Annotated in this window: 9 protein-coding genes; 3 read left to right on the top strand and 6 right to left on the bottom strand. The window is 48.7% G+C overall.

From position 1 onward, the window contains the following. Window positions 1-29: 29 nt before the first annotated feature. Entirely contained in the window at window positions 30-1553 is a 1524-nt protein-coding gene (locus DS739_RS00800) for a hypothetical protein (protein WP_035353941.1), read from the top strand. 295 nt (window positions 1554-1848) lie between these two features. Further along, entirely contained in the window at window positions 1849-2055 is a 207-nt protein-coding gene (locus tag DS739_RS00795) for a cold-shock protein (RefSeq protein WP_003623691.1), read from the top strand. Between the two features lie 79 nt (window positions 2056-2134). Here DS739_RS00795 and DS739_RS00790 read toward each other — a convergent pair whose 3' ends face one another. From DS739_RS00790 to DS739_RS00765, 6 genes are all read right to left on the bottom strand, one after another. Continuing rightward, a complete protein-coding gene (locus DS739_RS00790) occupies window positions 2135-3619 on the bottom strand; it encodes an efflux transporter outer membrane subunit (RefSeq protein ID WP_006116723.1) in 1485 nt (494 codons plus the stop codon). 4 nt (window positions 3620-3623) lie between these two features. Continuing rightward, a complete protein-coding gene (locus tag DS739_RS00785) occupies window positions 3624-6779 on the bottom strand; it encodes an efflux RND transporter permease subunit (protein WP_006116722.1) in 3156 nt (1051 codons plus the stop codon). A 5-nt stretch (window positions 6780-6784) separates the two neighbouring features. Beyond that, window positions 6785-7975: an efflux RND transporter periplasmic adaptor subunit gene (locus DS739_RS00780; RefSeq protein WP_006116721.1), complete on the bottom strand. Its 1191-nt coding sequence runs from the start codon at window positions 7973-7975 to the stop codon at window positions 6785-6787. Between the two features lie 500 nt (window positions 7976-8475). Continuing rightward, window positions 8476-9828, bottom strand: a complete 1353-nt coding sequence (gene eat / locus DS739_RS00775; RefSeq protein ID WP_006116720.1) for an ethanolamine permease — start codon at window positions 9826-9828, stop codon at window positions 8476-8478. Window positions 9829-9860: 32 nt separating this feature from the next. Further along, the gene (gene eutC / locus DS739_RS00770) at window positions 9861-10646 is read right to left on the bottom strand and encodes an ethanolamine ammonia-lyase subunit EutC (protein WP_006116719.1); all 786 of its coding nucleotides are present in this window, start codon (window positions 10644-10646) and stop codon (window positions 9861-9863) included. Continuing rightward, entirely contained in the window at window positions 10643-12031 is a 1389-nt protein-coding gene (locus DS739_RS00765) for an ethanolamine ammonia-lyase subunit EutB (RefSeq protein WP_006116718.1), read from the bottom strand. The genes eutC and DS739_RS00765 overlap by 4 nt, the downstream gene beginning before the upstream one ends. Window positions 12032-12123: 92 nt before the next feature. Between DS739_RS00765 and DS739_RS00760 the strand changes: the two genes are divergently transcribed. Beyond that, window positions 12124-13269, top strand: coding sequence for an AraC family transcriptional regulator (locus tag DS739_RS00760; RefSeq protein WP_170315321.1), 1146 nt, complete (start codon window positions 12124-12126; stop codon window positions 13267-13269). Window positions 13270-13283: the final 14 nt, after the last annotated feature.

The raw sequence follows: 13283 nt of genomic DNA, 5'->3' as shown, positions 1-13283 counted from the left end.
CAATCAAACGCACGGAAAATAGAACCAACATGCGTGTTACCAAAAGACTGATAGTTCCGCTGGTTCTATTTTCCGTATGTATCAGTTTTTTCATATTCAGAAATATAGAAGGCTTTGGCGGCCTGCCTTTCAGCGATGAATCTGGGCACTTTCTGGGTGTTCTCGCCATGCAACATGGTGACCGGCTTTATCGAGACTATATTGATGCGCATGGACCTCTGGTTTTCATGCTCTCATGGATACTGGGGCCTGTTGCTGGTGTTTCGCACCTTTGGGTTTTCCGGCTTGTTTCTACACTAATGGCCAGCCTTGCCGGGCTGGCCATTTTTTGTACGCCTCTTTTTACTTTTAATTGGCAGCGTTATCTGGCAACCGCCATGTGGGTGGGAGGAATTGCGTCTGTCTGGACCGTGCAAGGCCTGCATCTGGATAGTTATTGGCCCATTGGCGGTGCATTAACTGTTATCAGCATGGCTACTTTTGTGGTGCCACTTTGCCTGAATAAACCTGTATCTGAGCCTCAGGCTTTTTGCGGAGGCTTTGCCACGGCACTTTTACCCTTCGCAGCCTATGCGTTTGGCCCACTCGCTGTTTTATTTTACGCCACCCCGTGCCTGATCTGGGCATTTAATCGCTCAGCTTACAAAGAAACTCTAAAATGGGTCACTCTGGGGTGCCTTTGTGCCTGTTTGGTCATGACATTATGGCTCGCCGTCTATGGCGATATAGGTGGCATGATTGCTTTTCATATTATCGCCAATCAGAGATGGTATGCACATTACATTCCCTTTGGCATGGATGCCTTTCTACACGGCATGGCACTTTCCTTTGCGCCTGACCGCATTATAGAAACACTGGCTGTCATCACCATCGGTTTTGGTAGTTTTCTTCTTGTTTGGAAAAGCACCTATAAGGTTTGTGCCCTTCTGGCTATTTGTGGTCTGATGACGCTTCAGATCCGGGGAATGGATGGTTTTCAAAACGGGGCTTTTCTTATGGCTGCGTTTGGTTTGGCAAGCTTAATGGCCACAGCCTGTTTAAAAAACTGTCCTAATATTTTATCGTTCTTAGCATTCGGTAGCATTGGCGGAATATTCTTCTCCTCCCAACACGCCCTTTCCTCTCCTTGGGGGCAAACATTGGCACAAAGGCGTGCCACTGAGTGGCATCTGACACAAGATGACTCTGTTGATTTTGCCAAAACCATTCGTGCTTATACACGTCCCGATGAACGAATTTTAGCTGTCCCTTATAATCCTGATGCGTATCTTCTGGCCCACAGGTTACCCATAAAGAAATATCATGCGTATCTCCCGTGGGAAGCCGATTACGCCGCCCACCCGTGGCACGGGTATGATCGTGATTTATGTACTGATTTACCTAAAGATAAGCCTCCAGCCATTTATTTTGATAGCTGGGTTATCTGGGGCGTGCATGACCCCAAAAAGTTCATGCCCTGCGTGGTTGATATTCTGCACACAGACTATACACAAGTGCCTGCGGGATCTTCCGTTTATATCAGGAATGACCGCCTACCCCATCTACCATCCTGAAACAATAAATAATCATCACCTTAATTTTTATGCAGCGGCTTTGTTTAACTTTATAAATTTAAAAATAAAAATACTGAAAAGTGTTATTCTACAGTGTGTTGGCATGGAAATAATGATTTAATTTTTGATGCTCATCAGTTTATCCTTGCATTCCTTTTGGTTTACGCACATTGATAGCGCAAGCGGATGCTTTTATCTGAGTCATCGGCGCATGTTGCGTCAGTTTTTCTCCTTAAAAGTTATGATTTCGTGTGTATTTTGTACACGACCGCTGTTGTGAAAAAGGAGCCTTGTTATGGCAACAGGCACCGTAAAATGGTTTAACCCTACAAAGGGTTTTGGTTTCATTCAGCCGGACAATGGGGGACAGGACGCGTTCGTTCATATCTCTGAGCTTGAGCGCGCCGGTATGCATACCCTTACCGAAGGCCAGCAGGTCTCTTACGAGCTCGAAGCCGGCCGTAACGGCAAGACATCTGCAGTAAGCATTAAAGCAATCTAATTGCTTTAAGCTGCATTTGATGCTGTAAAAAGCCGCCCTTTGGGGCGGCTTTTTATTTGCTATTTTTGCAAATATCCAATTACCCTTTTTCTTTCCAGCCACCACCAAGTGAACGATAAAGCGTGACCAGATTCTGATATCTGGATACATCTACCGAAATTTGATTTTGCTGTGCTTGCAAATAGGCCCTCTGCGATTCCAGCGTTGTTAAGTAGGAATCGATCCCTGCTTCATAACGCATCTTTGCAAGACGATACGCATCCCCAGAAGCATTTACCAAAGCATCTACTTCCTTCTGCTCATCCAGATACGCCTTTCTTCCAGCCAGCGCATCAGCAACTTCTCGGAATGCTGTCTGCACTGTTTTTTCGTAGGCTGTAATTTTGCTATCCCGGCGCGCTTTAGAGGCTTTCAGGTTCCCTGAATTCTGCCCCCACGTCCACAAAGGAATTTGAATGTTTGGGTTCACCCCCCAAGTGGTTGCCGCAGATGTAAACAGTTTATGAAACTGCAAGCTGGAAATACCATCACTGGCCGTAAGTGTAATACGCGGGAAAAACGCGGCACGCGCTGCACCAATATCTGCCTGCGCAGACAACAGATCATGTTCAGCCTGCACAATATCAGGTCGGCGGTTCAGCAAATCTGATGGTAAACCAGCAGGCACATCCGCCAGAACAGTTTGCTGCCCCAAATTGGAAGGCGGCGGCAAATCAGCAGGAATGGGCGCCCCTATCAGCAAGCTGATAAGGTTTTCATCCTGCTCCACCTTTCTTTGAGAATCAGCCAACAGGCCAGCACTTTGTGCAACCTGCGTTTCTGCCTGCCTGACAGTCAGCAGATCAGCTTCCCCGTGGTTATATTTATCGTGGATAAGCTGCAATGTGCCTTGCTGGCTTCCCAACGTATTTTGCGCAAGTATAACATCCTGCTTATCACCCAACCACGCAATATATGCGTTGGCAACCTGCGCAATAATGCTGATGGTCACCCCCCTAAAGTTTTCCTGCTGGGCCAGTGTTTCTTCTGCTGCTTCTCGGCTAAGGGAACGGATGCGGCCAAAAATATCAATTTCGTAAGCCGAAAACCCAATACCACCCTGATAAAAACGGAACGGATTACGCGCCATACCCGTACCTGTTTGGGCTGAATCCAAACCAGGCGCAAAGCTCAAACCCGCGGCATCAGATGGAGCCTGATACATTGGCCCACCAGTTGCCCCAATGCTGGGAAACAAGCCTGCATGCTGGATATCATAACGCCCCTGCGCTTCTACAATGCTGGCCGCCGCCTGCCGGATATCTCTGTTTTCACGCAGGGCAATGGTAATCAACTGCTGCAAACGCGGGTCTATAAAGAAGTCTCGCCAGCCAATATCAGATGCGGCCTTTTGCAGCATGGTATTATCTGTGTGCTGATAATCTGCCCATGTTTGTGCAAGCGGCGGTTGTGGCCGCTTGTATTTGGGTATCATGGTGCAGCCACCCAAAAGCCCGGCAGCCACTGCAAGACATGCAACTTGACGATACAGGCGCGACTGACGGGATGCGGAAAAATGCGTCATAATTTTACTCGTGTCCGTCAGAATTCATAATCTGGGCATGCGGATCTGTGCGTTCGTTGATGCGCTTCACCTTGAAAAGCCGAAGAACAACCACAAAGAACACAGGCACAAAATAAACAGCCAGCAACGTTGCCGAAGCCATACCACCCACTACAGCCGTGCCAATAGCAACACGCGCGGCAGACCCTGCCCCTGATGCAATAGCCAGTGGAAATACCCCCACCACAAAGGCAATGGATGTCATCAAAATGGGGCGCAGGCGTTCCCGCGCAGCCGTTAGAACAGCCTCTTCCAAGGTTTTGCCTTGCTCAAAGCCCATTTTGGCAAATTCAACAATCAGAATGGCGTTCTTAACTGCCAGCCCAACTGTTGTAAGCAGCCCCACCTGGAAATAGACGTCGTTCGCTAAGCCGCGCATTAATGTTGCAATAATTGCGCCAACAACCCCCAGCGGAATAACCAGCAGAACCGCCAGCGGAATGGCCCAACTTTCGTATAATGCTGCCAGACACAGTAGAATAACAATCATGGCCAGAGCATAAAGTGGCCCTGTAGAAGACCCAGACGCATTCTGCTCAAAAGAGAGACCCGTCCATTCATACCCGATGCCTGCGGGCAGTTTTTTCAGGATATTGGTAATTGTCGCCAGCGCCTGGCCAGAGCTATAACCCGCAGCCGGTTGGCCCAGAATTTCAAAAGCGTTGAAGCTATTATAGTTTTCAACCTTCTGCGGACCAGAAATCCAGTGGGCGCTTACAAAAGCATTCAGCGGCACCAACGTGTTCGTGAAGTTTCGGATATACCATTTGTCCAGATCCTGCGGCTGCATACGGGAACTGGCAACACCTTGGATATATACCTGCTTTACACGGTCATTGCGCGTAAACTGGTTGACGTAAATAGAGCCCAGTGCCCCTTCAATAGTGGTATTGATATCATCAATAGTCACACCAAGAGCGTTTGCTTTTTCCCGGTCAATATCCAGATGGTACTGGCCAGCATCTTCCATACCATTCGGGCGCACAGCCAACAGGCTGGGGTCCTGGGCAGCCAGGCCCAGCACCATGTTACGGGCTTCCAGCAATTTTTGGTGGCCTAGATGCGCACGGTCTTCCAACTCAAGGTCAAACCCTGTTGCGTTCCCCAATTCCAGAACCGCTGGCGGGTTAAAGGCCAGAATCTGTGCTTTAGGGCTGCCCCAAAAGTGCATCATAATCCGCATGGCAATTGCAGCAGAAGACTGGGATGCTTTCGGGCGGACAGACCAATCCTTCAAACGGATAAAGAACGCGCCAGAGTTCTGGCCCTGCCCGGCAAAGTTAAACCCGTTTACAGAATAAACGGATTCAACAGAATCTGCTTCCGTCTTAAGAATATAGTCTGCAACAGCATGATTGATCTCGGCTGTTTTTTCCATGGGGGCATTGGGCGGCATGGTGATCTGCCCAAAAATGAGCCCCTGATCTTCATCCGGCAAAAAGCCACCGGGAACCCGGAGAAACAGAACAACCACAGCCGCTGTAATAAGAACAAAAGCCCCCATTGTGAGCATAAAATGCCGCAGAAGGTAGTTTACACCCCCAAGATAACCATTGGTCAGCCTTGTAAAATGGCGATTAAACCACCCAGCCAGACCTTTAGTTTTTTCATGCTGACCGGGTTTGAGCATAGTGGCGCACAGGGCTGGCGTAAGCACCATCGCCACCAGCACAGAAAGCCACATGGCCGCAACAATGGTGATAGAAAACTGCCGATAAATAACCCCGACAGAACCAGAAAATGCAGCCATAGGCAGGAAAACAGCCGACAGAACCAGCACAATACCTACAAGCGCGCCAGAGATTTCATCCATGGAAACACGGGCAGCCTCACGCGGGGAAAGCTGCTTTTCCGTCATCACACGTTCAACGTTTTCCACCACCACAATGGCATCATCCACCAGCAGGCCAACAGCCAGCACCATGGCCAGCATGGTAAGTGTGTTGATGGAATAGCCCAAAAGATTCAGCAGCCCGAACGTACCCAGCAGCACAACAGGCACCGCAATGGTGGGAATAAGCGTGGCGCGGAAGTTCTGCAAAAACACCAGCATAACCAAAAAGACAAGGCCAATGGCTTCCAGCAGCGTTTCAACCACCTCCCCAATAGAAAGGGTAATAAACGGCTCGGTATCCAGCGGGTAAACGGTTTTCAAACCCGGCGGGAAAAACTGTTCCAGCTCATGCAACTGGGCACGCACTGCGGCTTCTGTTGCAATCTGGTTTGCACCCGGTGCCAGCTTAAGCGCCATGCCAGAAGCAGGCATGTTATTATAATAGGAGTTGGTGTTGTAGGTCTGCGGCCCAAGTTCAACCTTGGCAATATCCCGGATACGCACCTGAGAACCATCGGGCTGCACTTTCAGCAGAATTCTTTCAAACTCTTCTGGAGATGTCAGACGCTGCGGACCAATAATAGTGGCATCCAGCCGAATACCTTTGGTTGCAGGCAAACCACCAAGCTCACCCGATGAAAGCTGGATATTTTGGTTCTGAATGGCGGTTTCAACATCTCTTACGGTCAGGCCATAGTTGAACAGCTTGGCCGGATCCATCCAGATACGCATGGAGTATTCAGACCCAAACAGCGTATGATCACCCACACCGGAAACACGGCTGAGCGGGTCGGAAATATTAGACGCCACATAATCTGCAATATCGCCACCATTCATGCTGCCATCGGTGGAAATAAAGGCCACCACAAGCATGAAGTTCTTAACCGCCTTGGTAATGCTCAAACCCTGAGCAGTCACTTCTGTTGGCAATTTTGGCTGGGCAAGCTGGAGCTTGTTCTGAACCTGCACCTGAGCAATGTCTGGATCTGTCCCCTGCGCAAAGGTCAGATCAATTTCCATCTGGCCCGATGCGTAAGACTGCGCAGAAATATATTCCAGATGATCCAGCCCGAACATCTGCTGCAAGATCGGGCGCACAACAGTATCGTTCACCGTATCGGCCGAAGCACCCGGATACGTTACACTGATGGCAATTTGCGGCGGCGCAATGCTGGGGTACTGGGAAATAGGCAGCCGAAAAATAGACAGCCCCCCAACCAGCATAATAATAAGACTGATCACCCACGCAAAAATTGGCCGATCAATAAAGAAGCGTGAAAGGCTCATGCTGGTTACTGGCTCTTTTGAGAGTTCTGATCTACGGGGCTGGTGGCTTTGGCTGCGGGCTGAGATGCCTCTTCGTGCGGATCAACCTTGGCTCCGGGCGTTACTTTCTGCAGCCCTTCCACAACAATACGTTCGCCTTCCTTTAGCCCGGATGTCACAATCCAATTGGTGCCAACGGTTTGCCCCGTGGTGATCTGGCGTAAATCGACCGTGTTATCGGGTTTCACCACCCACACCTGCGGGTCCCCATGTGTATTACGGGTTACGGCATCTTGCGGCACAACAAGCGCTCCGGGGTCCACACCCTCATCCAACTGGGCGTGTACGTACATACCGGGGAGCAACAGCTTATCTGGGTTGGGCATAATAGCGCGTACGATAACAGTGGCCGTAGCCGTATCCACGTTTACTTCAGAAAGCGCCATCTGGCCTGTGTGTTCATATACAGAGCCATCTTCTAGCGTAACCTGTACCGGAACCTTACCATCTTCCTGCCGTTGAATACGCCCTTCCGCCAGTTCACGCTTAAGGCGCAACAGCGTGATGGCAGGCAGGTTAACGTCAACATATATGGGGTCCAGCCGCGTGATAATGGCCGTATTATCTGTCTGGTTTGCGGTAACCAACGCACCAACGGTTATCAGCGTACGGCTGATCCGGCCAGAAATAGGCGCATACATTTTTGTATAGCCCAGATTTACCTGTGCGCTTTCTACCTGCCCCTGCGCGTTTAGGATACGCCCTTGGGCTTCCTTTTCCGCTGCCAGGGCATCATCATAGTCCTGCTGGCTAATAGCATGAGACTGCACAAGCCCACGGTAGCGGTTCAGTTTGGCGCGCGCTGTAACCTCGGCAGCCTGAGCTTCTGCCAACTGCCCACGAGCTGTGTCATACACCGCTTTATAACGTGAAGGATCAATCTGGTACAGTTGTTGGCCTGCAACAACATCCGCACCTTCGCGGAACAACCGTTTTTCAATAACACCTGTAACCTGCGGGCGAACCTGTGCAATTTCAAAAGCATCCGTACGACCGGGAAGAGAGGTATGCACCGCAACAGACTGCTTTTTCATAACCTGAATCTGCACACTTTGCGGCGGCATTTCAGGGGCAGATGCCTTTTGATCGCATCCTGACAGCCCTATAAGCACACCCACAACAGCAGCATGGGTTAGACTACTGACTTCCCGCTTCATCAGGGAATCCTTTTAAGAAATTTTGAAATAATCGTTGCTCCAACATCTGCAGATACTGTTTTAAAATAACATCTTACTCACCCTGTACCTGCAAAAAACCACATATTTTACCTGAACAATGCAAGCCATTCAGAATGCAATTCAAAACCGCATAAACAAGATCATTTTAGTCCTGTTTCTTGCACAAATTTGCGGCTTGTCAAACACTATATTCATATCTGGCTTGCCTGAAACGCAACAATCCTACCGAGCTCTAGGAACTTCCGGCATAGCAGTCTGTATCTTGTCGTGTCATGATCACTTCTACGTGATTATATGCCTTTGCATGACACCACATGCAAGGCTTGAGATGCATTATACATTCTCAATTTACGCAAGGATAAAGTGATTAAAAATAAAATGTGTTATAACGCCTGAGTATACTCAAACGTTATAACACAATAGTAAAAGGCTAATAAAATCTAATCCAGCAATGCTTTATTATATAATCTCTAGTATCATTAAATATCTGGTTGTGATTTGCGCGAAAACGCCATGAAAAGACATGTAATAACCGCGATAAACCCAACATATATGAAAAATATTGTAAGATTATAATAAATAACCGCCATAAGCGAAATAATGGCACCAAGCAACGCAATAGCTGGCAAAACCGGATACAACGGCGCCCGATAGGGGCGAGACAAAGCAGGTTCTTTCAGGCGCAAACGAAACAAGCTGATCATACTCAGCAGATACATAGTCAAAGCGCCAAACACAGACATTGTAACCAATGTGGCCGTTAAAGACTGCCCATTGATAGAGATAATGTCATCCGAAAAGATAGCTGCAATCCCGATACTGCCACCAGCCAGCGTGGCCGTATAAGGCGTTTTGAAACGTGGATGCAACTTGCCCAACACAGCAGGCAAGAACCCTGCACGCGCCAATGCAAATATCTGCCGGCCATACCCCATGATAATACCATGCAAGGAGGCAACCAAACCAAACAGCCCCAGCCACACCAACATGTGCAACCATCCGCTGTTGCTGCCCACAACGGCCTTCATGGCTTGTGGCAAAGGATCATTCAAATTGGCAAGCGTATGCCAATCCCCCACACCACCAGCAAAAAGCATGACACCAAATGCCAATGAAACAAGCGTAAGCACACCTGCAATATAAGCGATGGGAATGGAACGGCGCGGATCTTTTGCTTCTTCTGCTGCCATAGCCACGCCTTCAATGGCCAGAAAAAACCAGATAGCAAATGGAATGGCTGCAAAAATACCGCCCATAGCTGTCCAGCCAAAATGCGGTGCAACGCCCCAGCCATTCTGCAGAAAGTTATGCCATGAAAAAGCTGGTGCCACGACCCCCATAAACACAAGAAGCTCTATAATGGCAGCTATTGTTACAAACAGTTCAAATGTAGCAGCAATATGCACCCCCACAATATTTAGTGTCATAAACACCAAATACGCCCCCAACGCCGCAACTTTAGGGGAGAGGTTTGGAAACTGCACATTCAGGTACGCGCCAATAGCCAACGCAATGGCTGGGGGTGCAAAAATAAATTCAACCAGCGTGGCAAGCCCTGCTAACAAACCACCCCAACGCCCCAATGCACGAAAACTATAAGCAAATGGGCCACCAGCATGCGGGATGGCACAGGTAAGTTCTGTAAAACTGAAGATAAAAGCCGTGTACATAATCGCCACAAAAACTGTGGCCACCAAAAACCCTAAAGTTCCAGCGGTACCCCAGCCATAGCTCCAGCCAAAATACTCCCCGGAAATAACCAGACCAACAGCAATACCCCATAGATGGAATGTGCTTAGAGATTTGTTGAGATGCGTTGAACCCTCACCCATGCTTCAGTACATCCTTTTGTGTCAGAGAATTATCAAGAAATCTTCGGTGTATTTTCGATTATTCCATTCTCTGGGGAAGAATCTTTCAAACCAATTCCTGTTTCTTTCAAACGCATGGCTTCCTGCATCAACCAGGTGAGTTTGTCAGCCGCAGCAGACGTAGAAAGGCCATATGTATGAATATTTGAGAGACAGTTTCTGGAAGAATCTGGGCAGCCTACATAAGGCGCATATGTCAGATACACCCCCATACTGTCGGCAACACTTAAGCCGGGGCGCTCCCCAATCATCATGACAACAATTTTTGCGCCCATTGTCTGGGCAATTTCATCACCCAAAGCTACTCTGCTTTGCGTTGCCACAACCAAAGGTGCAATACGCCACCCCAGCAACCGTTTGCACATTGCCCGATACAGCGGCAGGGCTTCTTTCTGTATTGCAATAGAAGACAGTCCATCCGCTGCAACAAAGACAACATCCCAGTCTGCATGAGGCAAAACCTCAAGTGATGCGCCGTTCAGCTTGCGCCCCAGATCTGGACGACGCAAATAAGTTTGCCGATCTGGCGCTTGGCTGGAAACGCAGATAATTGGCGCATCTCCCATTTCTACCTGTAAATAGGCAATATCCAAAGGAATATGCACAGCATCCCGAGCCTTGGAATGCGATTCCTGAAACGCCAAAACATCTTTTGTGCATTGTGCATTTCCTGAACGGCTCAAGCCAATTCTAGCCCGCGTAAACTGACGTAAATCTTGCCAGTCATCACGTTTTTCTGGAATGAATGGTTCCGTAGAAAGCAGTTTTTTATCCATCATACTGCACCAACCAACTGCCCAAGGCGGGTTTGCCCCGGCGCTAGTTCCCGCATGCGGTTGTGCTTGCCGTCATACAGTTCCATTTGCTCTAACCATGTCGCAAATTCTGGAGCGGGCTTTAGCCCTAGCAAGTTGCGTAATGTCAGAATGTCATGAAACGAAAGACTCTGATAATTCAGCATCACATCATCAGCGCCTGGCACACCTATCAGAAAGGTAATACCCGCTGCGCCAAGCAGTACCATCAGGTTATCCATATCATCCTGATCCGCCTCAGCATGGTTAGTGTAACAGGCATCACACCCCATTGGCACACCTAACAGCTTGGCACAGAAATGGTCTTCCAAACCGGCACGGATAATCTGCTTACCATCATACAGATATTCAGGACCAATAAATCCAACAACTGTGTTTACCAGTAAGGGATTATACGTACGCGCAACAGCATAAGCCCGCGCCTCTGCTGTTTGCTGATCCATACCATGATGCGCATTGGCTGAAAGAGCCGCCCCCTGGCCCGTCTCAAAATACATGACATTCTGGCCAACCGTGCCACGTTTAAGCCCTATCGCAGCATCTTGCGCTTCTGCCAGAATAGAAAGGTTAATTCCAAATCCTTCATTGGCCTTTTGTGTACCTGCAATAGATTGAAAAACCAGATCTACTGCTCCGCCCTTATTCATGATTTCCAATGTATTGGTTACATGCGTGAGCACACAGGTCTGTGTCGGAATATCATAGCGCTGGCGCGCATGATCCAACATATCCAGTAAAGCCATGCCATTTGCTACACTATCTGTAGCTGGGTTAATGCCAATAACAGCATCACCCATACCGTACAACAAACCATCCAGTGTTGACGCAGCAATTCCCTTAAGATCATCCGTAGGGTGATTAGGTTGCAAGCGAGAAGACAAACATCCTTCTAAACCAATGGTATTTCTAAAACCTGTGATCACACGAATTTTGCGCGCTACGCTCATTAAATCCTGATTACGCATCAACTTGCTAACTGCCGCAGCCATTTCTGGCGTGATACCCGGTGCAACAGCAGCAAGTGTTGCGGTATCAGCTTCGTGCGAGAGCAGCCAATCCCGAAACTGACCGACTGTCATATGTGCAAGCGGTGCAAAGGCGGCCTTATCATGCGTATCCATAATAAGGCGCGTCACCTCATCTTCCTCATACGGAACGAGCGCAACGTCCAAAAATGTCTGCAATGGTAGATCCGCCAAGGCATAACGTGCAGCTATGCGCTGTACATCCGACTGCGCCGCAACACCGGCCAACTGGTCTCCCGAGCGTTCGGATGATGCAACTGCCAGCAACGTTTTCAGATCATCGAAGCTGTATGTCTCACCTCCCAGAATGCAACGATACACCATTGAAGGAACTCCTTAGCTACACGCGAAAGAGATAGGACTCGCTTTCTGCATGCATTAAAATCATATCTACTTCGGAATGATATCATATGGAAATGATTTGCGACTTGACTGCTCGCTACATATTTTTAACATTTCATAACAAAGCAGGCTGCAGATCACACTCTCGCTTTAAACAAAGGATAGCAATGTCTCCCCTGCCCGCCTTTTCTGCCTCTGGTGTTATGGCCGCCGCTGCTTCTGGCGCAGAAGGCTTTATTACAAGCCATGGAGGGGATATTGACCGCATTGCTGGCCGCGCTGGGTTGGCTCCGGGCAAATTAGCCTTGCCCACGGATATGCTAAACCTGAACGCGTATTGCCGCCTGTTTACTGAAGCCGCGAAGGAAACCCAGAACGGTAATCTGGGGCTATGGTTTGGGCAGCAGTTTCAACCGCAAACATTGGGTTTAATCGGGTTTGTGGCGCTTCTTTCACCCACGGCAAAAGACGCCATTCATAACCTTGCAACGCATTTCATTTACCATCAAAGCTGCACGCACACACGCCTTGTGCGCCAAGGCAACCTATTGCGACTTGAATACGCTATTACAGACCCAACCATTACAGAACGACGGCAAGATGCAGAACTTACACTAGGCATGTTTTGCAATGTGCTACGCTATGCTTTAGGGCCTACGTGGCAACCAGAAGAAGTGCATTTTGCACATGCGCAACCTGAGCAGGCGCACGAGCACCAAGATGCCTTTCAAGCTGCTATCCACTTTGACCGCCCGACCAATGCTCTTATTTTCCGTGATGTTGGTTTGGAATGCGCGATGCCAGACGCACAACCGCATACGCTGGAAATTGTAAAAGCGTCTCTTATCTCACTCTCTCGCAACGGATACAGCACACCTCATCCGCACATATCTTTTAAAGAGCATGTTTTGTTAGCACTTGAAGAAATTTTACCAGAAGGCGGCCATCTAACCCAATTATCTGCGCGCATGAACATGCCGGTTTGGACTTTGCAGAGAAGACTTGCATATCTTGGAATATCTTATTCTGATCTGGTAGAAACCACGCGCTATAAACAGGCATGTGTGTTTCTACAACAACCAGAAAATGATATCAGCCAAATTGCCAGACTACTGGGATATTCAGAAACGAGTGCGTTCAGCAGAGCATTCCGCAAATGGAGCGGTGTTTCCCCACGAACATGGCGCCAGCAATACATGCCAGCGCCATCTTTCATCTAATATCAAAAAAATAC

Source organism: Acetobacter sp. JWB (assembly GCF_003323795.1).
GTDB classification, from domain to species: Bacteria; Pseudomonadota; Alphaproteobacteria; order Acetobacterales; family Acetobacteraceae; genus Acetobacter; species Acetobacter oryzifermentans.
The sequence above is the reverse complement of the archived record's forward strand: the minus strand, read 5'-3'. Positions and strand labels throughout refer to the sequence as shown.